This window comes from Alteriqipengyuania halimionae (genome assembly GCF_009827575.1).
In the GTDB taxonomy this organism is placed as follows: domain Bacteria; phylum Pseudomonadota; class Alphaproteobacteria; order Sphingomonadales; family Sphingomonadaceae; genus Alteriqipengyuania_A; species Alteriqipengyuania_A halimionae.
This window is the reverse complement of record NZ_WTYR01000001.1, coordinates 1,768,398-1,788,315: the sequence shown is the minus strand read 5'-3', so window position 1 is coordinate 1,788,315 and position 19,918 is coordinate 1,768,398. Positions and strand designations below refer to the sequence as shown.

General features: G+C 63.7%; 21 protein-coding genes. 12 read left to right on the top strand and 9 right to left on the bottom strand.

Translation table 11 applies throughout. The features are described 5' to 3' along the window. Positions 1 to 91 precede the first annotated feature (91 nt). Positions 92 to 1,045, top strand: a complete 954-nt coding sequence (locus tag GRI68_RS08720) for a complex I NDUFA9 subunit family protein (RefSeq protein WP_160616894.1) — start codon at positions 92 to 94, stop codon at positions 1,043 to 1,045. A 55-nt stretch (positions 1,046 to 1,100) separates the two neighbouring features. Here the strand turns inward: GRI68_RS08720 and GRI68_RS08715 are convergent, their stop codons facing one another. From GRI68_RS08715 to GRI68_RS08705, 3 genes are all read right to left on the bottom strand, one after another. Next, positions 1,101 to 1,772 (bottom strand): glutathione S-transferase family protein, encoded by a 672-nt coding sequence (locus GRI68_RS08715; RefSeq protein WP_160616893.1) that lies wholly within the window; start codon positions 1,770 to 1,772, stop codon positions 1,101 to 1,103. Between the two features lie 51 nt (positions 1,773 to 1,823). After that, complete coding sequence (locus GRI68_RS08710; RefSeq protein ID WP_160616892.1) at positions 1,824 to 2,321, bottom strand: hypothetical protein; 498 nt, start codon at positions 2,319 to 2,321, stop codon at positions 1,824 to 1,826. 80 nt (positions 2,322 to 2,401) lie between these two features. Further along, complete coding sequence (locus tag GRI68_RS08705) at positions 2,402 to 4,507, bottom strand: TonB-dependent receptor domain-containing protein (RefSeq protein WP_160616891.1); 2,106 nt, start codon at positions 4,505 to 4,507, stop codon at positions 2,402 to 2,404. A 152-nt stretch (positions 4,508 to 4,659) separates the two neighbouring features. Here GRI68_RS08705 and GRI68_RS08700 point away from each other — a divergent pair, with 152 nt between their 5' ends. From GRI68_RS08700 to GRI68_RS08690, 3 genes are all read left to right on the top strand, one after another. Then, the gene (locus tag GRI68_RS08700; protein WP_160616890.1) at positions 4,660 to 6,519 is read left to right on the top strand and encodes a cation:proton antiporter; all 1,860 of its coding nucleotides are present in this window, start codon (positions 4,660 to 4,662) and stop codon (positions 6,517 to 6,519) included. Between the two features lie 279 nt (positions 6,520 to 6,798). Beyond that, complete coding sequence (ftsH, locus tag GRI68_RS08695) at positions 6,799 to 8,778, top strand: ATP-dependent zinc metalloprotease FtsH (RefSeq protein WP_160616889.1); 1,980 nt, start codon at positions 6,799 to 6,801, stop codon at positions 8,776 to 8,778. A gap of 46 nt (positions 8,779 to 8,824) precedes the next feature. Continuing rightward, the gene (locus tag GRI68_RS08690; RefSeq protein WP_160616888.1) at positions 8,825 to 9,088 is read left to right on the top strand and encodes a hypothetical protein; all 264 of its coding nucleotides are present in this window, start codon (positions 8,825 to 8,827) and stop codon (positions 9,086 to 9,088) included. A gap of 4 nt (positions 9,089 to 9,092) precedes the next feature. Here GRI68_RS08690 and GRI68_RS08685 read toward each other — a convergent pair whose 3' ends face one another. After that, complete coding sequence (locus GRI68_RS08685) at positions 9,093 to 10,307, bottom strand: DUF3667 domain-containing protein (RefSeq protein ID WP_160616887.1); 1,215 nt, start codon at positions 10,305 to 10,307, stop codon at positions 9,093 to 9,095. Between the two features lie 100 nt (positions 10,308 to 10,407). Then, entirely contained in the window at positions 10,408 to 10,752 is a 345-nt protein-coding gene (gene rpoZ / locus GRI68_RS08680) for a DNA-directed RNA polymerase subunit omega (protein WP_160616886.1), read from the bottom strand. 118 nt (positions 10,753 to 10,870) lie between these two features. On the opposite strand from rpoZ, the gene GRI68_RS08675 reads away from it, so the two are divergent. Continuing rightward, a complete protein-coding gene (locus GRI68_RS08675) occupies positions 10,871 to 12,049 on the top strand; it encodes a phospholipase D-like domain-containing protein (RefSeq protein WP_160616885.1) in 1,179 nt (392 codons plus the stop codon). Positions 12,050 to 12,052: 3 nt separating this feature from the next. On the opposite strand, the gene GRI68_RS08670 is transcribed toward GRI68_RS08675, so the two are convergent. Beyond that, a complete protein-coding gene (locus GRI68_RS08670; RefSeq protein ID WP_160616884.1) occupies positions 12,053 to 13,561 on the bottom strand; it encodes a replicative DNA helicase in 1,509 nt (502 codons plus the stop codon). Positions 13,562 to 13,706: 145 nt separating this feature from the next. Between GRI68_RS08670 and GRI68_RS08665 the strand changes: the two genes are divergently transcribed. The 4 genes from GRI68_RS08665 to GRI68_RS13650 all read left to right on the top strand — a co-directional run bounded on the left by GRI68_RS08665 (position 13,707) and on the right by GRI68_RS13650 (position 15,570). Further along, a complete protein-coding gene (locus GRI68_RS08665) occupies positions 13,707 to 14,189 on the top strand; it encodes a UPF0262 family protein (RefSeq protein WP_160616883.1) in 483 nt (160 codons plus the stop codon). 18 nt (positions 14,190 to 14,207) lie between these two features. After that, positions 14,208 to 14,903: a glycoside hydrolase family 25 protein gene (locus GRI68_RS08660; RefSeq protein ID WP_160616882.1), complete on the top strand. Its 696-nt coding sequence runs from the start codon at positions 14,208 to 14,210 to the stop codon at positions 14,901 to 14,903. A 12-nt stretch (positions 14,904 to 14,915) separates the two neighbouring features. Continuing rightward, a complete protein-coding gene (locus GRI68_RS08655) occupies positions 14,916 to 15,317 on the top strand; it encodes a cytidine deaminase (protein WP_160616881.1) in 402 nt (133 codons plus the stop codon). A gap of 79 nt (positions 15,318 to 15,396) precedes the next feature. Then, positions 15,397 to 15,570, top strand: a complete 174-nt coding sequence (locus GRI68_RS13650; RefSeq protein WP_199799739.1) for a hypothetical protein — start codon at positions 15,397 to 15,399, stop codon at positions 15,568 to 15,570. Between the two features lie 20 nt (positions 15,571 to 15,590). Here GRI68_RS13650 and GRI68_RS08650 read toward each other — a convergent pair whose 3' ends face one another. Together GRI68_RS08650 and GRI68_RS08645 are read right to left on the bottom strand one after the other, a co-directional pair. Then, positions 15,591 to 16,724 carry a M14 family metallopeptidase gene (locus tag GRI68_RS08650; protein WP_160616880.1) on the bottom strand — a complete coding sequence of 378 codons (1,134 nt, stop codon included), beginning with the start codon at positions 16,722 to 16,724 and terminating at the stop codon, positions 15,591 to 15,593. Further along, entirely contained in the window at positions 16,721 to 17,326 is a 606-nt protein-coding gene (locus GRI68_RS08645; protein ID WP_160616879.1) for a DUF4136 domain-containing protein, read from the bottom strand. The genes GRI68_RS08650 and GRI68_RS08645 overlap by 4 nt, the downstream gene beginning before the upstream one ends. A 109-nt stretch (positions 17,327 to 17,435) precedes the next feature. On the opposite strand from GRI68_RS08645, the gene galE reads away from it, so the two are divergent. The 3 genes from galE (at position 17,436) to GRI68_RS08630 (ending at position 19,413) form a co-directional block, all read left to right on the top strand. Next, positions 17,436 to 18,428 (top strand): UDP-glucose 4-epimerase GalE, encoded by a 993-nt coding sequence (gene galE, locus GRI68_RS08640; protein ID WP_160616878.1) that lies wholly within the window; start codon positions 17,436 to 17,438, stop codon positions 18,426 to 18,428. A 119-nt stretch (positions 18,429 to 18,547) separates the two neighbouring features. Beyond that, entirely contained in the window at positions 18,548 to 18,673 is a 126-nt protein-coding gene (gene ykgO, locus GRI68_RS08635) for a type B 50S ribosomal protein L36 (protein ID WP_007165381.1), read from the top strand. A 116-nt stretch (positions 18,674 to 18,789) separates the two neighbouring features. Further along, positions 18,790 to 19,413: an HAD family hydrolase gene (locus GRI68_RS08630; RefSeq protein ID WP_160616877.1), complete on the top strand. Its 624-nt coding sequence runs from the start codon at positions 18,790 to 18,792 to the stop codon at positions 19,411 to 19,413. Positions 19,414 to 19,497: 84 nt separating this feature from the next. On the opposite strand, the gene GRI68_RS08625 is transcribed toward GRI68_RS08630, so the two are convergent. Next, positions 19,498 to 19,821, bottom strand: coding sequence for a CC_3452 family protein (locus GRI68_RS08625; protein WP_160616876.1), 324 nt, complete (start codon positions 19,819 to 19,821; stop codon positions 19,498 to 19,500). Positions 19,822 to 19,918 lie beyond the last annotated feature (97 nt).

The window sequence follows — 19,918 nt, the reverse complement described above, 5'->3', positions numbered from 1 at the left end:
AGTGCCAGGGGCATTGTCAACGCTTCTTGTGACCATTAACGCGGCCTCGAAACCCGACCGACAATTCGCGCGACAGGCAGGACGCCAGACCATGACCAGAACCGATCCCCTTTCCGGCAAACTCGTGACGCTGTTCGGCGGCAGCGGGTGGGTCGGCATCCATGTGGCGCAGGACCTGCTGAAGCGCGGCGCGCGCCTAAAGATCGCCAGCCGCCATCCCGAAAAGGCGCGCGATCTGCGTCCGATGGCGAATCTCGGCCAAGTCGCAATGGTGCGTTGCGACGTGACGCGGTCCGAAAGCGTCCGGGCGGCGATGACCGGCTCCGATCTGGTGGTGAACCTGGTCGGCACTTTCGAGGGCGATCTGGGCGCGGTGATGGCCGACGGGGCGCAGAACATCGCCAAAGCTGCGGCCGAGGAGGGGGTGCAGGCGTTGGTCCATGTGTCGGCGATCGGCGCCGATATCGAAGGCGACACCGCCTATGCCGTGACTAAGGCCGAGGGCGAGGAGGCCGTGCGCGACGCCTTCCCCAAGGCAACGATCATGCGCCCGTCGATCATTTTCGGCGAGGATGGCGAGTTCATCAACATGATGGCCGGGCTGATTCAGCGCCTTCCTGTGCTCCCTGTGTTCGCGCCCGACAGCGAGTTGCAACTCGTCTGGGTCGACGATGTCGCCGCGGCGATCGTTGCTGCTCTGGGGGATCCAAGCAAGCATGGCGGCAAGACCTATGAGCTGGGCGGACCCGAGCGGGTGCCGATGCTCGCTTTGAACCGTCGCATCGCCGAACAGCAGGGCCGCAAGCGGCACTTCATTCCCTTGCCCGATTCGGTGTCCGGCGGGATCGCTGCTGCGACCGGCTGGATGCCCGGCGCGCCCATCACCCAGCAGCAGTGGAAGCTGCTTGAAAAGGGCAGCACGGTGAGCGGAGATTATCCCGGGTTCGACAAGCTCGGTATTACGCCCAAGCCGCTCGACGTCTTCCTGGAGCGCTGGATGGTGCGGTACCGCAAGCACGGCCGGTTCGGGGTGAAGCCGGTTTAAGTCCTAGCCTCGGTCCGAGGGCGCACCCGCCGATGCGGGTGCGTCACCACTCACCCTACCAGTTCACATCGGCGTAGTTGCTGGCGGGCTGGATGGTGTCCATTTTCTCCGCCAATAGCGGGCGGAAGCTGGGGCGGCTTTTCATCACCGAATACCAGCTCTTGGCCTGATCGTGGCCACGCCAGTCGAGCGCGCCGAGATAGTCGGCGACGGACAATTGCGCCGCCGCAGCCAGATCGGCGAGGCTGAGGCGCGGTCCGCCGAGCCAGGCGCGGTTATCGACCAGCCAGTCGATATGGTAGAGATGCTCGTGCGCGAGCTTCATCGCCTCGCGCAGCACGCGCGCATCGGGCGGTTCGCGGGTGACGAGCCGCTTCTTCATCTTTTCCTGCAGCAGAGGGGCGGTGACGTCGCCGTAGAGGTGCTCGTCGAACAGTGCGACGAGACGGCGGATCTCGGCGCGCTGGAGCGCATTGCCGAAGATCATCGCATTGCCTTCGAAGCTCTCTTCGATGAATTCGCAGATCGCGCGACTATCGGCGAGAACGATATTCTTGTCGTCTTCGCGTAGCACCGGCACCCGGCCCGCCGGATTGAGGTTGAGAAACTCGTCGCGCCGCCGCCAGGGATCCTCGCGCACCAATTCGTAGGCCATGCCCTTTTCCGCCAGGTGCAGGCGCACCTTGCGGCTGAACGGGCACAGCGGGAATTGGTAGAGATGCCACATCAGGCCGCGCTTTGCCGCAAGCGGTGCGTAGAGGCAATGGCAGCGCTGTGTTTAGTCGCGGGGGAGGCTGGGAAAATTCGCGGTAAGGGCGCGCTTCATCTTCGCGGCGAGCTTGCCGAGCGCGGGCTTTGCCTTCTCGACCGCGACGGCCACTTCCGCCGCGGCATCCATCGCTTGCGGCACGCGGGTGGCGAGTTCGGTTGCCATGCGGTCTCCCTGCGGGCCGACCAAGTCGCGAAAGGTCGCATCGGGCGCGACTTCGGTACGTGCCGGGGCCTGCGTGCCGGCTTCGTCGGCCAGGCGACCGACCGTGTCGTCCATCACCGCGACCAGCGGCCCGACCGGAACGTCGAGCAGCAGTTCGCCGAGGATCGCCGCGGCGGCGGTCGCGGTCGCCTGCACCTGCGGATCGCGCAAGGTCGTTACAACGCCGGAGCAGTCGAACGGCGCGGTGGCGCTATCGTCTGTCGGGGCCGCTTCCTGCGCCAGTACGGGCGTGCCGATAAGAGCGAGGGTGGCGAAGGGCAGGGCAAGGCGAATCGCGGACATGCTGGTAACCTCCGTAGAATTCTGCGCGGATGCTGCGCCAGTGCAGGTTTCCCGATCGTGAACAGAGCGGGAGCGTTGCGTCAGAACGAGCCCTTGACCGACAGCCGCAGTTGCCGCCCGAACCGGCGGCCGCGCTCCTCGACAAACAGGATCGGGGCGCTGTTGCGCGGCCCGTCGAACACGGTGCGGATCGAGGTGTCACGCCCAAGCCAAGGGTTGCCGACACGTAGGTTCACGGTGAGCCCGAGCAGGTCCTTGTGCTCTACGAATACGCCGCCGAAGAAAGGGCCTTCGCGCTCGAAACCCGTCTCGGTAATCCGGAAATAGGGTTCGTCAGCGCGGGCATAGACGCTCGCGCCATAGGCGATCATCGATCCGGGAATGTCGTGGCGATATTCGATATCTACGCGATAGGGATCGGCGTCGCTGATCGAACGGACCGCACCGTCGAGCGGATCGTCGAGGCGGGCGTCCTGCCATTCGAGTTCGGCGTCGATCTTGGCGCCCGCAATGCCCAGCGCGGCGAGTTCGAGCGTCCCGTTGAACCCGATCCCCGTCCGTCTCGCGCTGTCGATATTGCCGGGCGATTCGCCGCCGTCGACGAGCACGATATCGACGAGGTCCTCGATCCGGTAGTCGAACAGGCGCAGCGTGGCATTGCCCCAGGGGCCGAAAACCTTGCGCGCCTCGATCTCGAATTCCCAGCTTTGCGGCGGGCGCAGGTCGCTGTTGCCGGCATTCTCGCGATCGTCGCCGATAAACACGCGGGCAAGGAAATCGCCGAATTCGAGCTGCCCGACGCGGCGTCGCGCGCTGAAGGTAAGGTCGATATCGTCGCGCGGGGTCCAGGCGAGCGAGACTGCGCCCTTCGGACGGAAGAAGCTGCGCGAGGTGGCGGCCGCACCGGTCTGCGTGAGAGTCGATTGCTCGGCGCCGATCGTTGCCTGAAGCGAGAGCGTGTCACCCAGCGGACGGCCGTAGCTGAGCGAGCCATTATAGCGGTTCTCCGATACGCCGCCGACGCCTTCGGGGTAATCGAGCTCAACGAAATCTCCGTCCGGATCGATCTCGAACAGCGAGGCGATCTGGTCGAGCGTGTTGAACGCCGCTTCGCCCGCGATCTGCCAGTCGGCACCGCCGCCCGACCAGCCGAACTCGGCTCGTGTGATCCGTTCGCCCGAATCGCCCAATTGGGCAAAGCGCGCGCCCGCGAAGTCGCCGCCCGCCTCGCGGGCGAGCAGCTCCGTCGTCACGTAGTCGGTGTCCTCGCCGATCGCGAGGCCGATCAGTTTCAGCCGTCCGCCGATCATCGGGAAAGCGATATCGCCGCCAAGTTCGTAGCGCACGACATCCTCGTCCGTAAGGCGCTCGACCAGCAGGGCATTCTCGCCCGCGCCGTCGGTGCGGCGTTCGTCCGAGGTCCGGCGAACGAAGGTCCATTCGTGGCTGGCGTTGAAATTGGCGATCACGCCGGGTCTGATGTCCCAGCGGACGTTGCCCGACAGCTTGGGTGATTGCCGCCGCCGCCGGATCTCGCTGTCGCGCCGCTCGAACAGTGCGCCATTGCGATCGGAACGCAGGGCCGGGCCACTTGAGGCACCGGTATCGTCTTCGTTGCGCAGCGCGAGCGTATAGGCGACCGGACCGCTCGCCCCGGTGATCGAGGCGCTGCCATTGAGCCAGGCCAGATCGCCGATCTGGCGCCATTCGGGCGCGTACTCGAACTGGCCGGAAATGCCGCTTGCCTCGACGATAACGTTGGCGACTTGCCCGGTCAGGCCGGGAATATCGAGCGTCGTCCCGTCGATGATTTCGATTTGCACCACGTCTCCGACGGAGATCCGCCGGAGCTGGTCGCGCGCGCTTTCGGATTTGGACGAGAGACGCTGACCGTTGATCAGGACATTGCCAGAGGCCTGGCCGAGACCGCGTTCGCCGCTCGCGCCCTCGATCTGGAAGCCGGGCACCTGATTGAGCAGGTCGAGCGCATTGCGCGGAGCGAAGCGGGTGAAATCGGCCGGCGTATATATCCGCGCCTGGCCTCCGACATCCTCGGCCACCGGACCGGCCGCTTCCTGCGCGCCGCTATCCTGCGTACCGATTTCGCGTGCATGGGTTTGCTCCGCGCTCAGCGCGCCGAACCCCAGCCCTGCAATCAAGGTGTATGCGGCAATTCTTCCCGGCATTCTCTCGCGCCCATCGCATCCGATCGCTGCGCGGCGATCGGGCTTCGTTGGAGGGGCCCTACCCATCGGCCAAATGCTTGGCGAGGGGAAACCTTTTGCCCTAGCCGCGTAAAGGGGGTGCAATTTCAAAGGCGATAGGGCAGGGGGACCCGATGCACTTAGACACACTCTTGGTGAAAATCGCGCTGATCGGCGTCCTTGGCATGATCGCGCAATGGGTCGCCTGGCGTACCGGACGCCCCGCGATCGTGTTTCTTCTCCTTACAGGAATCGTCGTCGGGCCCGTGCTCGGCTACCTCAATCCGGCCGAAGATTTCGGCGAACTGCAAGAACCGATCATCAAACTGGCGGTGGCGGTGATCCTGTTCGAAGGCGGGCTATCGCTGCGCTTTCGCGACCTGATCCAGGCCGCTGGCGCGGTGAAGCGCCTGATTTTCCTCGGCGTACCGCTCGGCTTCACCTTCTGTACGCTGGCGGTTCACTACGGTGTCGGCCTCAGTTGGGAACTGTCGATGCTGTTCGGCGGGATCTTGGTGGTGACCGGGCCGACTGTGATCGGCCCGCTATTACGCGAATTGCGTGTGCCGCGCCGCACCGGCGATGCGCTCAAATGGGAAGCGATCATCAACGATCCGATCGGCGCGCTGCTGGCGATCGGGATCTTCGCCTACCTCACCTATGAAGGGATCGAGATCGATCCGGTCAATATCGGCACCGACGTGCTGGTGGCGACGGGCATCGCCGCCCTGATCGGCCTCGCCTGCGGCTGGGCGCTGACCTGGCTGTTCCCGCGCGGCTATGTGCCCGAATTCCTCAAGGCGCCGGTGTTGCTCGTCACCGTGATCGCCAGCTTCGTCGCTGCCGATCTGGTGATGCACGAAAGCGGGCTGGTGACCGTTACCGTGATGGGCATGGTCATGGCCAACAAGCCGACCTTCAGCACCCAGGCTTTGCGCCGGTTCAAGGAGGACCTCGTCGTCCTGCTGATCTCGGGTGTGTTCATCATCATGTCGGCGACGCTCAACTGGGATGTGGTCAGCCGCGTCCAGTGGGAATTCCTCGTCTTCCTCGCGCTGCTGATGTTCGTCGCGCGGCCCGCCACCGTGCTGCTGGCGCTGCTGTTCTCCGACGTGCCGTGGCGCGAACGCCTGTTCATCGCCTGGATCGCGCCGCGCGGTATCGTGGCCGTGGCGATCACCGGTCTGTTCGCGATCCGGCTCGAACAGCGCGGTGTCGAAGGCGCCGAACTGCTGGTGCCGCTGGCCTTCGCGACGGCAATCGCAACCATCGTGGCGCACGGCTTCACCGCCAAATGGTGGGCGCATCGCCTCGGCATCGACCAGGGACGGGCCGAGGGCCTGATGCTGGTCGGCGTCAACGGATTCAGCCTCGCACTGGCCAAGGCGCTGAAAGCACAGGACATCAAGGTCGAAGTGGTCGACAGCTCGAAATTCGCGCTGCGCGCAGCCAAGAAGCTCGAAGTGCCGACCCACCATGGCGACATGCTCGACGACGATTGGCGCCATCATCTGCCGCTTTCGAGCTTCCGGACCGTGATCGCGATGACCGAGACCGACGCGTTCAACGCACTGGTCTGTTCGGAACTCGGGCCCGAACTGGGCTACGACATGGTCGCGCAGGCTGGCCCCGACCAGCGGACGGGCATGACGACCGCGCGCGGCAACGTGATCTTCCAGGAAAAGCCCTCTGTCTACGACCTGCTGGTGAAGGTGGGCGAGGGCTGGCAGTTCTCGCGCACCCGGATGACCGAGCAGTTCAGATTGAAGGATCTGCGCGAATATCTCGGTGACGAAGGCATGCCGTTCGCGGTCATCCGTCCCGACAATTCGATCGAGCTGTTCACGTCGGTGACCCAACCGACCGTGGGCGAGGGCGATGTGGTGATGTCCTTCACCGCTCCCGCGACTGCCGAAGAGCGCAAGGAAAAGCACGAAGAGAAGCGCGAGCAGAAGGACGCGAAAGAGCGCGAGGCCAAGGACAAGGTGCGCTAGCGCGGAGCAGCGATTCTTCGCTGATCTGCCGCCTGCGGTCGGCGGTATCTGAAATCTCCCGTCAGTCCGATCGGAGATTTCGAACTGTCGATCTGCCTCTACCCCTGCAAAAGCGCGGGTTTGTCACCTTGGCTTGCGTCAAGCGCTTGTTATTCAATGGCTTGAGGCTGCAAATTCCCGGGTGCACCTTGGGTGGCGCGCGCCACACTCTCCTCGGCGGCGAAACTTGTCATTCATCCCGCTGCGCTTACATATCGTTCCTGAAAGGATGTCCCTGAAATGAGCGACCAGAATAACGGCCCCGAACAGCCTGAAGAAGGCGGCCCCAACCCCTGGATGAAAAGCCTGATGGTGTGGGGCGGGATCTTCATGGTCCTGCTGCTGGTCGTGTCGGTGTTCGCGCCGCAGGATGCAGCCGGCGAAGCGGTCAAATATTCCGAATTCCGCACCAAGGTGGTCGAAGGCCAGGTGGCCGAAGTCCGCATCGGGGAAGACCGGATCGTCGGCAAGATGAAGGACGGGGACACCTTCTCGACCGTGCCGGTGGCCGGCGATACCTCGCTGCCGACCCTGCTTGAGGAAAACGACGTCGCCTTTTCCGGTGCGCCGAAGGAAGAGCCGAACCTGCTGGTGTACATCCTGATCAATGCCCTGCCTTTCATCCTCATTCTGGGCCTGGCGTTCTTCGCCCTGCGCCAGATGCAGAAAGGCGGCGGCGCGGGCGGCGCGATGGGCTTCGGCAAATCCAAGGCCAAAATGCTGACCGAGAAATCGGGCAAGGTCACGTTCGACGATGTCGCCGGCATCGACGAGGCGCGCGAAGAGCTCGAGGAAATCGTCGAATTCCTCAAGGACCCTTCGCGCTTCTCCAAGCTCGGCGGCCAGATCCCCAAGGGCGCCCTGCTGGTTGGCTCGCCGGGTACGGGTAAGACCCTGCTTGCCCGCGCGATTGCGGGCGAGGCGGGCGTGCCCTTTTTCACCATTTCGGGCTCCGACTTCGTCGAGATGTTCGTCGGCGTCGGCGCGAGCCGCGTGCGGGACATGTTCGAACAGGCCAAGAAGAACGCGCCCTGCATCGTCTTCATCGACGAGATCGACGCGGTCGGTCGCAGCCGTGGCCATGGCCTCGGCAATTCGAACGACGAGCGCGAGCAGACGCTCAACCAGCTGCTGGTCGAGATGGATGGCTTCGAAGCCAATGAAGGCATTATCATCATCGCGGCGACCAACCGGCCCGATGTGCTCGATCCTGCGCTGCTGCGCCCGGGCCGCTTCGATCGCCAGGTCGTCGTTCCGGTTCCCGATATCGAGGGCCGCGAGAAGATTCTTGAAGTCCACATGAAGAAGGTGCCGCTGGCGCCCGACGTCAATTCGCGCACCATCGCGCGCGGCACGCCGGGCTTCTCCGGCGCCGATCTCGCCAACCTCGTCAACGAGGCGGCGTTGCTCGCCGCGCGGCGCAACAAGCGCCTGGTCGCGATGCAGGAATTCGAGGACGCCAAGGACAAGGTCATGATGGGCAGCGAACGCCGCTCGATGGTCATGACCGACGACGAGAAGAAGATGACCGCCTATCACGAAGCGGGCCACGCGCTGGTCTCGCTCAACGAGCCGGCTTCTGACCCGATCCACAAGGCGACGATCATTCCGCGCGGCCGTGCGCTGGGCATGGTCATGCGCCTGCCCGAGCGGGACAATTACTCCTACCACCGTGACAAGATGCATGCCGACCTCGCCGTCGCCATGGGTGGCCGCGTGGCGGAAGAGATCATCTTCGGGCATGACAAGGTCAGTTCGGGTGCCTCTTCGGACATCCAGTATGCCACCAAGCTTGCGCGCAACATGGTCACCAAATGGGGCATGAGCGAGAAGGTCGGTCCGTTGCAATACGAGGAAAGCCAGGAAGGCTATCTCGGCATGGGGCAGACCGCCCGCACGATGGGTTCCGAACAGACCAACAAGCTGATCGATGCCGAGATCAAGGAACTGGTCGAAAGCGCGCTGAAGCGGGCGACCGATGTTCTCAAGACGCAGGAGGACAAGCTCCACCTGCTGGCCCAGGCCATGCTCGAATACGAGACGCTGACCGGCGACGAGATCAACGAATTGCTCGAGAACGGCAAGATCGATCGTCCCGACGAGCCCAAGGGGCCGAGCGCGGTGCGTCCGGTCCACGGCAGCTCGATCCCGCAGGCAGGGCGCAAGTTCGGCGGCGGCAAGGGCGATTCCGATTCGGGCCCGGCACCGGCGGGCGCCTGATGCGTTGACCCCTCGAACCGGAAACGGGACCCGAGGGAGATTACAAATGCGTTATTCGATTGCCGCCACGCTCGCCGCGTTGGCTCTGTCGCTTGCCGCCTGTTCGCAGGAAACCGTCGATGCGGCATCCGAAACCGCAGACAGCGCGGCGGCGGACACCGCCGCGAATCTCGACAAGGCCGGCGAAGCGATCGAAGACGGTGCCGAGGCGACCGCGCGCGAAGTCGGCGACCTGGCCGACGAGGCCGAAGCCGAGCTGTCGAGGGATGACGCTCCCGAAGCGGGCGCTACGCCACCGCCTGCCGAATAGTGCGTCAGAACGCGCCGAGCAGGAACAACAGGTAGGCGAACAGCGAGAGCACGACGAAAATGAAGACCAGCAACACGGCCAGGCGCCAGATGGTCGAGAATCGTGACAGCCCGTAGGCTCCGCGCAACTGCTTGTAGATGTGAACGGGCGGGATGATTGCGCCTGCGCTGGCAAGGATTGCCGGGCCGACGCCCATGACGCCCAGAATGCTCAGCACGATGAAGAGCATCGACATGAAGGCCAGCGAATAGGTCACGAAAATCGCGTGATCGTAGGCCCGGAAATCGCGCTTCCAGAGGAACAACAGCCATACGAACGGGATCGATAGCGGGATCAGCAGCCAGCTGAACTTGTAGCTGTTCGATTGCAGCTTGTAGAGCATCAGCCCGGGATTTGTGCGCCATTTGTGTTGGAGCTTCTCGAGAAATGGCGAGTCGTCCGAGCCCCCGATGGTAAGGTTGAACTTGTTGCGACCGCGCGACGATGCCTTCCGGGTTTCGGGGGAAGCGCCATCGGCGGTGGAGCCGGTTTCCCCGGCATCGCTTGCCGACTCATCGGAGACTTCGCCCTGCGCGACGGCCGCCACAGCCGCCATATCTTCGCCGTCTATCAAGGCGCGCGCAGCATCCAGACCGTTAATTTCGCGTTCGAGCTCGGCGAGTTCGCTTTCGAGCGCGCCGCGCTCGGCGTCGGTTTCCGCCTCAGCGATTTCGGTCTGTAACTCAGCGCGGCGCCCTTCGAGATCTTCGCGCTCCTCGACCAGGGCTTCTTCCGCGTCCGGACCGCCACCGATATCGGCGGGAACGGATAGCCCGAGTGCCTGGAACACGGCGAACATCAGGAACACGGTGAACAGGAAGATCGCCATCGGTGAGACGAACTTGGCCCGCTCCCCGGCGATATAGCGACGGGTCAACTCGCCCGGTTTCAGGATCAGCTTGGGCAGCGTCGACCACATCTTGCCTTCGAAATGCAGCGCGCCGTGCAGCAGGTCGTGCATGAAGGCACCGATGGTGCGGTGCAGGTGCACTTTCTGGCCGCAATTGTGGCAATGCGGCCCTTGTAGCGGTGTTCCGCAGTTGAGGCAGACCTCTTCGGCGAAATGCCCGCCTCGCAATCCGTCTTTCGACAGCGAGGCAGTGCCATCGTCCTTCGAGACCGCACTCGAATAAAGCCCACCTTCTGTCGCCGTGCCGATTGCATCGCCGAAATCGCTCATCGCGTGAAACCCCCGTTGCGCCCTCATGATAGCGTGGATCGCAGATACGAAAAGGGCCGCCCATCAGGGCGGCCCGGTTTTTCGTCGATTGTCCGGCTGATCAGCCTTCGTAATCGCTCCCGATCGAGGTCGGGCGCGCCGGCTGCGAAGCCGAAATGCGCAGCGCTTCGGCCGACTGGCTCAGCGAACCGATGTCGTCGATCTCGTCGTCGTCTTCCTCGACCACGCGCTGGAGGCCCTGGACCACAGATTCCTTGAGGTCCTTGGGCTTGACGTTCTGCTCTGCGATTTCACGCAGGGCGACGACCGGGTTCTTGTCGCGATCACGCTCGAGCGTGATTTCCGCGCCGCCCGAAATCTCGCGCGCACGCTGCGCGGCGAGCAGGACGAGGTCGAAACGGTTGGGGATCTTGTCGACACAATCTTCGACGGTAACGCGCGCCATCGGGCACTCCCGTAAGTTCTGGTTGCGACATGTCTGTCGGGAAGAGGCGGGAGCTAGGTAGGAAGGCGGCAAAAGTCAAGCATTGCGCGCGGGCGCAAGGGGTGCGAAGCGCTTGGCGATGGACGAAACCTGTCCCCCCGAAGCGCGCAGCTTCCACGATCCCGATCCGTTCACGGTCGAAGCGCAGGGGCAGACCCTGACCTTCTATCCCGATGGCCGCGACCGGTTCGAGGCGCTGGTTGAGCTGATTGACGGCGCCGAAGAGACGCTGCGCCTGTGTTTCTATATCTTCGCCGAGGACGAAGCATCGGTCCGGACCCGCGATGCGCTGGTCCGCGCGGCGAAGCGCGGTGTCGCGGTCAAACTGCTGGTCGACAGCTTCGGTGCCTCGGCCGAAGCGCAATTCTTCGACGATCTGGTCGCTGCGGGCGGCGTGTTCGCCACCTTTTCTGCCAAGCTCTCGCAGCGGTACCTGATTCGCAACCACCAGAAGATGGCGATCGCCGACGGCACGCGAGCCATGTTCGGCGGCTTCAATATCGAGGATGGCTATTTCGAGGGGCCGTGCGAGAATGGCTGGCACGATCTGGGCATCGTGATCGAGGGCAGCGGGGTCGATCGGCTGTGCGACTGGTACGACAAGCTCGAAAGCTGGACCGCTAGCGAACACAAGCAGTGGCGGGCGATCCGCAAGATGCTGCGCGAATGGGATCCGGGCGACGGCCCCGTCCAATTGCTGATCGGTGGCCCAACCAAGGGCCTGTCGAGCTGGGCGAAGCGGGTGTCCAACGATCTGATGCACGGGCAGCGGCTCGACATGATCATGGCCTATTTCTCGCCCCCGCAGCGCCTGATCAAGCGAATCGGCAACATCGCACGCAAGGGCGAGACCCGGCTGGTGATGGCCGCTAAATCGGATAACGGCGCGACGATCGGCGCCTCGCGATCGCTTTATCACGGTCTGCTGAAGCGTGGGGCGACGATCTACGAATTCGAACCGTGCAAACTGCACATGAAACTGATCGTGCTCGACGATACGGTCTATCTCGGCAGCGCCAATTTCGACATGCGCAGCCTGTACGTGAATCTCGAACTGATGCTGCGGATCGAGGACAAGGGCTTGGCCGACCGGATGAGGAAATTCGTGGACGGACACGTGCCCGCCTCGACCGAGATCACCCCCGAACTGCAAAAGCAGCGCAGCGGTTTCTGGACGCGCATCAAATGGAACCTCAGCTGGTTCCTCGTTGCGGTGGTCGATTACACGGTGAGCCGGCGTCTGAACCTGGGCCTTTGAGCGCTAGTAATCCGGCGAGCCGTAATCCTCGTCTGCGAGATCGGAGAACTTGGTGATCTTGTGCTCGAAGCGCAGGCGAACCTTGCCGGTCGAGCCGTGGCGCTGTTTGGCGACGATCAGTTCCGACAAGCCGTAGACCCGTTCCATCTCGGCCATCCACGCGGCATGGGTTTCGTGGACCGCGGCATCGTCGGTCTCGACCGGACGCTTGGGTTCACGCGCGGCGACGTAATAATCCTCGCGGTAGATGAACCACACCATGTCGGCGTCCTGCTCGATCGAGCCCGATTCGCGCAGGTCCGAAAGCATCGGACGCTTGTCGTCGCGCTGCTCGACCGCGCGGCTCAGCTGCGAGAGCGCGATCACCGGGACTTCGAGTTCCTTCGCCAGCGTTTTCAATCCGCGGCTGATCTCGGAAATCTCGTTCACGCGGTTGTCGCTCGCGCGCTTGCCCGAGCCCTGCAGCAATTGCAGGTAGTCGATGATGATCAGGCCGATATTGTGACGGCGCTTCAAACGCCGGGCTCGCGCGCGCAGACCTGCGATCGTCAGACCCGCCGTATCGTCGATATAGAGCGGCAGTTCGGCGAGGCGCTGGCTGGCATGCGCGAGCTGGGCGAAGTCCTCTTTGGACAATTTGCCCATGCGCAGGGCGGATGAGCTGATGCCAGATTGCTCGGCCAGGATACGCGTGGCGAGCTGGTCGGCGCTCATTTCGAGGCTGAACAGCGCGACGCCGGCGCCGATCGATTCCTTGTCGTCGATCCCCGCCTCGCGATCGGTGCGCAGGCGCTCGGCGGCATTGAAGGCGATGTTGGTCGCGATAGCGGATTTGCCCATGCCCGGACGGCCGGCGACGATGATGAGGTCCGAACCGTGCAGGCCGCCGGTCTGCGAGTTTATGGAGACGAAGCCGGTGGTCTTGCCCGAAACCTTGCCGCCCGATTTGAGCGCCAGCTCGATCTGGCGCAGCGATTCCATGCTCGCCGTGCCGAAGCTTTTCGCGCTCTCGTTCGTCGCGGAGCCTTCGGCCACCTTGTAGAGCTGCGATTCGGCGTTCTCGATCTGGGTCTGCGGCGAGATGTCCTCGCTCGTGTCCATCGCCCCGGTCACGAGTTCGCGGCCGACCGCGACCAGTTCGCGCAGTAGCGCCAGGTCGTAGATCTGCTTGGCCAGTTCGCGCGCCGCCAAAGTGCCGAGCCCGGTGCCCGAAAGCTGCATCAGGTATCCGGTGCCGCCGAGGTCGGCGAGCGCTTCGTCGCCTTCGAAATAGGGCTTCAGCGAGACCGGGCTGGCGGTCGCGTTCCGATCGATCAGCTGGAGGATACGCTCGTAGATCTTCTCGTGGATCGATTCGAAGAAGTGCTGGGGCTGCAGCGACACCGGCAGTTCCTCGATCACGCGGTTGTCGAACAGCACGGCCCCCAGGAAGGCGGCTTCGGCCTCGATGTTCGAAGGCAGCGCCTGCGCGGCATGTTTATCGTCACGGATGATGAGATCTTGGTCGGCCATGGGTCCTATCTGCGGGAGTGGCGCAGCGTTCTCAAGGGCGGGAGTTTCTTTCCCGACCCGTCTTGACCTGTGGATTGCGGAGACGAATCGCGCCGGCGCGTCGTAGGGGGTGACGGGACGGAGCGAATCTGCAATTCGGTTAGCGATGCCCGACCACCGTATCTTGAAGATCGAACTCGACGAGGCGACCATTTTGTGGCGCAACGCCGATATCGAGCAGGAGCGGCGCATCGCCATCTTCGATCTGATCGAGGATAATACCTTCAAGCCGCTGCGTACGGTGGAGAAGGGGGCGGACGGCCCGTACCACCTGCATCTGTCGGTGCGCGACGGGCGGCTGGTGCTCGTGATCGCGGACGAGGCCGATGCCGAACTCGAGACGCTGGTGCTGGGACTGGCGCGATTTCGGCGCCCGATCCGCGATTATTTCGCGATCTGCGACAGCTATTACCAGGCCATCCGCAAGGCCACCCCGCAGGAGATCGAGACGATCGACATGGCGCGGCGCGGGGTGCACAACAACGCCGCCGAGCTGCTGCTCGAACGGCTGGAGGGAAAAGTGGAAACCGACTTCGCAACCGCGCGTCGGCTCTTCACTTTGATCTGCGTCCTCCATATCAAGAACTGAATTTCGACAGAGGTATTTGTGGCTCGCACTTCGCGAAAATGGCTTTGGCGCGTTCTCGCGCTGCTGTTGCTCGTCGCCATCGTGGCGGGCGCGGCGGCGTGGTGGCAACTGCGCGGATGGACGCCCGATCGCGCGCGCTACCCTCTGCAAGGCGTGCTCTGGGGCATGGAAGACGGCCCGGCCAACTGGCCCGCGCTCAAGGCAAATGGCGCAGGTTTCGTCTATCTCGAGGCGAGTTCGGGCAGTTTTGCGAGGGACGGCGAGATCAATACCCAGATGGAACGCGCGCGGGCTGCGGGGCTCGCAGTGGGCGCCGTGCATCGCTTCGATCCGTGTCAGCCGGCCGATCCACAGGCGGGCAATTTCGCCACTGTCGTCCCGCGCGATGCCGAATTGCTGCCCCCGGTGATCGACCTGTCGAAAACGCAGGACGCGTGCGATCAAACGATTTCGGATGCTGCGGTCGAAAGCGAGCTTACGACACTGCTCAATCAGATAGAAACCCACACCGGCAAGCCCGCCATCCTCAAGATTTCGAGCGGCGCGGAGGAGCATTTTAAGCTCGCCAACCGGATCGAGCGCGACCTCTGGCTCTCGCGCACCTGGCGCGAGCCCGATTATGCCGGACGTCCGTGGACACTGTGGACCGCCAACCCCTACCACGCCTACGAAGGCGGCGAATCGACCGTGCGCTGGGTCGTGGCGCGGGAATGAATGGGTAAAATAATGACCGACGAAGACCTGATCGCCGCCGCGCGTGCGGCAGCCGAGCATTCCTATTCGCCCTATTCCGCCTTTCCGGTGGGCGCGGCACTGCGCTTTGCCGACGGCTCGGTCGTGACCGGTACCAATATCGAGAACGCCAGCTACGGCCTCGCCCTGTGTGCCGAAACGGTCGCGGTCGCGAAGGCGATGGACGCAGGCGTGCGCGGCGGGCTCGAAGCGGTTGCGGTGACCGGGCCGGGCGACGAACCGCTCACCCCCTGCGGCCGTTGCCGCCAGGTCCTGAACGAGTTGGCGGCGCTCGGCGGCACCGATCCCGTGGTTCTCTGTGTCGGCCCCTCCGAGGTTCGAAGCACCACGCTCAGTGCGTTGCTGCCGGACGCATTCGGTCCCGCCAGCCTCTAACGCTCACCCAGCGAGGGAAGAGCGTTAAGCTCTTCGCGGTAAAATCCTCCGGCGCACATCGCGCACCGGAGTCGCACTCATGAAATTCATCAAGCTACATTCGCGCGGCGGCAACTACCTCGTCGTCGCCTCCAACATCGCTTGGCTCCGCGAAGCCGAAAATGGTCAGACCACTGTCGGCATCGTCGGAGGGCAGCCATTGCTCGTCGTCGGCACGCCCGAAGAAGTGTCGGAGAAAGTCCTGGCGGGTTGATCGGCTGGAAGCCTTGGGCGTTAGCCCTTGGCCGCCAGCCATTCCACCAGCGCGCCGAGGCAGTCGTGGGCGAGGGCCTTGCAGTTTTCCGGCGACCAGCCCTGTTCGGGGTCGGGGTGCTGGAAATTGTCCTTGTAGGGCATTTCGAGGGTCATCGCCGTCGCCTTGAAGCGATGCGCGACCTGCGTGGTGCTCATCGACAGATTGGCTTTGCCCGGCGCTGAGGTGTCATACCCCTTCTCGGTCTGGAACAGCACGCTGCGGCGATCGAGGATCGACTTGTAGCTGGTGAACCCGGCATAATGCTCGTCGGTCAGGTCGGGAATGCCCTCGTACCCTGCGAGGAAGGCGGCGGGGATCGCCTCGTCGCCGTGAACGTCCATCGCGAAGTAGACGCCGGTTTCGTCCATCGCATTGCGCAGGGCAAGCACTTCGGGCGCGCGTTCGGCGGTCGGGTTTTCCCATTCGCGGTTGAGGTTCGCGCCGCACGCATTGGTGCGCAGATGGCCGCGATAGGAGCCATCGGGATTGCAGTTCGGCACGACGTGGAGCGTGCACTGCTCGCGCAGCGTGCGGGCGATAGGATTGCCCATGTCGGTCAGCACTTCGAGCGCGCCTTCCATCCACCATTCGGCCATCGATTCGCCGGGGTGCTGGCGGGCGTAGAGCCACACATGCTTGTCGCCTTCGCCCATGTCGAGGCAATCGAGTGGACGGCGATCGAGCGTGTGGCCGAGCACACGGTGCGACACACCGTCCATCAGCGCGGCTTCGGAAACCAGGTCATGATGCCGTTCGAGCGAATAGGGCGCGAAATAAGCGAACCAGGCGATGTCGCCTTCTGGCTCGTAATGGATCGTCATCGCTCCGGCCGCTTCGTCATAGCTGCTTTCGGCGCGGGCCCAGTAATCGCGATCTTCGGAAACGACCGAATTGTAGTCGGGCCAGCCACCCGGATAGGCGCTGTCCTTCAGATCCTCGATCACCAGTTCGAGCGGGCGGCCTGCAGCGCCCGAGACGCGGAAATAATACCACTGCTTGAATTCGGACTGGTTGTCCTTGCGGATCGCGAGGCGCGCCTTGGCGCCGTCGATCGATTTCACTTCGATATTGCCCGCGTCGAACGCGGTATCGATCACGATATTATTGGTCATTCTACCTCGATCGTTTCGCCCGAATTGCCGGGGAATCCGGCGAACAGGGCGCTGGCTAGTTTGTCGGCCGCATTGCGAGCCTCGTATTCGTCCGCATTGGTGGTTGCGGCAAAGCTGGCGCGCCCTTCCCACAGCACTTCGCGCGTGTCCATATCGCGGATCACCACCGCCATGCTGGTGTCGACCGTTTCGCGCGGTCCGCCACCCAGATTGATCCCGATGCCCACGCCGACGCCCGAGCCATAGGTTCCGGTCGATCCGCCAACGCCGACACTGACAGGCGAACGGCGCGATCCGTCGGCAAGCAAGGCTCCGCGTCCGGCGCGCACTTCGGCCACCTGGCTGCCACCGGTCGCGACCGGATCGTAACCGAGCGCGGCGAGTTCGCGTGTCACCGCATCGATATAGGGCTGCATCGCAAGCCCGCCGGCTTCTTCGCCCGGCGCGATCGTGACCGCGATACGGCCGCGTGGTGCCTCGTCGAGCGTCTGCGCAGAAAACCGCGTGATCTCGGTCGGCCCGGCCCAAGGCGCGCTGGCGCAGGCGGCGAGCGCGAATGGTGCGGACAGGGCGAGAGCGATTCGAGTGATCGTGCTGGGCATGGCGGCGACTCCTTTGCAACGGCGGTGAGCCTACGCTTCACGGACTGTTGAGGAAAGGAGCGTACGAAACGCTCCCCTTGTTCCCGAAACCTCTGCTAGAAGGCCGTCTATGGAGAAGAAGCTACCAGTACTGGTTACCGGCGGGGCCGGCTATATCGGCAGCCACGCGGTGCTGGCGCTCAGGGATGCAGGCTGGCCGGTGGCGGTGATCGACAATCTGTCGACCGGCTTTCGCTTTGCGGTGCCCGAGGATGTTCCGTTCTATCAGGGCGATATCGCCGATGCCGACTTGCTTGCGCGCATCGTCGCCGAGCAGGGCATCGGCGCGATCATGCATTTCGCCGGTTCGATAGTCGTGCCGGAATCGGTCGAGAACCCGCTCAAATATTACGAGAACAACACGGTGAAGAGCCGCGCACTGATCGCAGAGGCGGTGGCGCACGGGATCGAGCATTTCATCTTCAGCTCCACCGCGGCGACCTATGGCGCGCCCGAAACCTCGCCGGTGTCGGAGGATTCGCCCAAGGAGCCGATCAATCCCTATGGCTGGTCGAAACTGATGACCGAACGGATGCTGGCGGACACGGCGGCGGCGCACGATCTCAATTACGGCGTGCTGCGCTACTTCAACGTCGCGGGGGCCGATCCGCAGGCGCGCACCGGACAATCGACCGCCGGGGCCACGCATCTGATCAAGGTCGCCTGCGAGGCCGCGGCGGGCAAACGCGACCATGTCGGCGTGTTCGGGACCGATTTCGATACGCCCGACGGCACGGGCGTGCGCGACTATATCCATGTCTCCGATCTCGCTGCGGCGCATGTGCTGCTGCTCGAAGCGCTGATCGCCGCGCCCGAGCGTTCGCTGACGATGAATTGCGGCTATGGCCGCGGTTATTCGGTGCTCGAAGTGCTCGATGCGGTCGACCGGGTGACCAATTCGACCATCGAGCGGCGTCTCGAGCCCCGCCGTGCGGGCGATCCGCCCGAGCTGGTTTCCGATCCCTCGCGCATCCGGCAAACGCTCGACTGGCAGCCGCAGCATGACGATATCGAGACGATCGTGAGCCACGCATTGCAGTGGGAGCGACGATTGGGGAGATGAGAGACGGCGAATATTCAGGGAATCGTTGACAAGGGCATCGACCCCGCTTAGTCGCCCGCCTTGATTTTCCGGCATCGGAGCCCATCTCCGGTGCCTGTTTCATTTTCGGGATACGCACGATGAAAATTCGCAACAGCCTCAAGTCGCTGAAAAACCGTCACCGCGATTGCCGCGTCATCCGTCGCCGCGGTCGCACCTATGTGATCAACAAGACGAACCGCCGCTTCAAGGCGCGCCAGGGCTAAGCCTTCGCGTCATGAATGACGGTACGAGAAACCCCCGCCAGCGCGGGGGTTTTTTGTTGGGGTGGAGATAGTCCGCGCCGGGCGGTCGTGAGATACGAACAAGAAGGCAGCGCGCCATGAGCCAGTCAGTTAACCCCAAAGCCGTCGTGTTCGATATCGGGCGGGTGATGGTCCATTGGGATCTCGACTTGCTGTACCGCGAGCGAATCGCCGATCCGGACCAGCGCGCATGGTTCATCGCCAATGTCGTGTCGGAGGAATGGCATCGCCAGCACGATGGCGGGCGCGAGCTGGCGGCGATGGTGGCGGAACGCAAGGCGCAGTTTCCCGAATATGCGTCGCTGATCGATGCCTATGCCGAGGATTTCCTCGAATCGATCCCGGGCGAGGTCGACGGCATGGTCGCGATTCTCGAGGAGCTGGCGGCGAACGACGTACCGATCTTCGCGCTGACCAATTTCGCCGACACCTTCTGGACGCAGTTTTCGCGCGAGCATGGCTGGAGCAAGCACTTCCGCGACGTGGTCGTCTCGGGCCGGGAGAAACTGTTGAAGCCCGATCCGGCGATCTATGCGCTGGCCGAGGATCGCTATGGCTATCCGGGCGAGGCGCTGTTCTTCACCGACGATACGCCCGCCAATGTCGACGGCGCGCGCGAAGCGGGATGGGACGCCGAAGTGTTTCGCGATGCCCCGACCTTCCGCGCCCAGCTCGTCGCGCGGGGATTCCTGCCCGCATAAAAAGACCCCCGCGCCGGCGAGCGCGAGGGTCGGGATCGGGAGGCGCGGAGCTTCCCGGGAGTTGGTCCGATCAGCGTGCGCCGATCATCCGTTGCACTTGGCGAGGTCGGCTTCGTCGAACACCTTGTTGGCGGCGCGGAAGGCAGTGACATCGCCGAACTTGCCGGCCAGGCGCTGGCAGACGATCATGTCGCGGCTGCGGTTCTTTTTCGCAGCGACGCAGCTATTGCCTTCGCAATCCCACAGCAGGCCCTTCTGGATGTCGGTGGTCGGCTTTTCGACCGGAGTGGCCAGTTCGGCGGCGTAATAGGGCGCGAACACGGCCTGCGCCGGCGCGGTCGCGGCGAACGTCGAAACGGCGCCGACCATGGCGATGGCGGCAAGCGAAAGGGAGCGGGGGAGGGTCATCGGGACGTCCTTTGAATGTCTTGTCGAGCGCAACCGATTTCAGTTGCGAATCGCTACCTATAGCGGTAGATTTTAGGTTGCAACCGAAAACTTTGTT

Excerpts from the sequence above, each read along its gene's own strand:
- GRI68_RS13650 (WP_199799739.1), top strand. The coding sequence starts at position 15,397 with ATGAAATTCATCAAGCTACATTCGCGCGGCGGCAACTACCTCGTCGTC.
- GRI68_RS08670 (WP_160616884.1), bottom strand. The coding sequence starts at position 13,561 with ATGGCCGACCAAGATCTCATCATCCGTGACGATAAACATGCCGCGCAG.
- GRI68_RS08710 (WP_160616892.1), bottom strand. The coding sequence starts at position 2,321 with ATGTCCGCGATTCGCCTTGCCCTGCCCTTCGCCACCCTCGCTCTTATC.
- GRI68_RS08655 (WP_160616881.1), top strand. The coding sequence starts at position 14,916 with ATGACCGACGAAGACCTGATCGCCGCCGCGCGTGCGGCAGCCGAGCAT.
- GRI68_RS08700 (WP_160616890.1), top strand. The coding sequence starts at position 4,660 with ATGCACTTAGACACACTCTTGGTGAAAATCGCGCTGATCGGCGTCCTT.
- GRI68_RS08645 (WP_160616879.1), bottom strand. The coding sequence starts at position 17,326 with ATGCCCAGCACGATCACTCGAATCGCTCTCGCCCTGTCCGCACCATTC.
- rpoZ (WP_160616886.1), bottom strand. The coding sequence starts at position 10,752 with ATGGCGCGCGTTACCGTCGAAGATTGTGTCGACAAGATCCCCAACCGT.
- GRI68_RS08650 (WP_160616880.1), bottom strand. The coding sequence starts at position 16,724 with ATGACCAATAATATCGTGATCGATACCGCGTTCGACGCGGGCAATATC.
- GRI68_RS08690 (WP_160616888.1), top strand. The coding sequence starts at position 8,825 with ATGCGTTATTCGATTGCCGCCACGCTCGCCGCGTTGGCTCTGTCGCTT.
- GRI68_RS08675 (WP_160616885.1), top strand. The coding sequence starts at position 10,871 with ATGGACGAAACCTGTCCCCCCGAAGCGCGCAGCTTCCACGATCCCGAT.
- GRI68_RS08665 (WP_160616883.1), top strand. The coding sequence starts at position 13,707 with ATGCCCGACCACCGTATCTTGAAGATCGAACTCGACGAGGCGACCATT.
- GRI68_RS08705 (WP_160616891.1), bottom strand. The coding sequence starts at position 4,507 with ATGCCGGGAAGAATTGCCGCATACACCTTGATTGCAGGGCTGGGGTTC.
- GRI68_RS08685 (WP_160616887.1), bottom strand. The coding sequence starts at position 10,307 with ATGAGCGATTTCGGCGATGCAATCGGCACGGCGACAGAAGGTGGGCTT.
- galE (WP_160616878.1), top strand. The coding sequence starts at position 17,436 with ATGGAGAAGAAGCTACCAGTACTGGTTACCGGCGGGGCCGGCTATATC.
- GRI68_RS08715 (WP_160616893.1), bottom strand. The coding sequence starts at position 1,772 with ATGTGGCATCTCTACCAATTCCCGCTGTGCCCGTTCAGCCGCAAGGTG.
- GRI68_RS08720 (WP_160616894.1), top strand. The coding sequence starts at position 92 with ATGACCAGAACCGATCCCCTTTCCGGCAAACTCGTGACGCTGTTCGGC.
- GRI68_RS08625 (WP_160616876.1), bottom strand. The coding sequence starts at position 19,821 with ATGACCCTCCCCCGCTCCCTTTCGCTTGCCGCCATCGCCATGGTCGGC.
- ftsH (WP_160616889.1), top strand. The coding sequence starts at position 6,799 with ATGAGCGACCAGAATAACGGCCCCGAACAGCCTGAAGAAGGCGGCCCC.
- ykgO (WP_007165381.1), top strand. The coding sequence starts at position 18,548 with ATGAAAATTCGCAACAGCCTCAAGTCGCTGAAAAACCGTCACCGCGAT.
- GRI68_RS08630 (WP_160616877.1), top strand. The coding sequence starts at position 18,790 with ATGAGCCAGTCAGTTAACCCCAAAGCCGTCGTGTTCGATATCGGGCGG.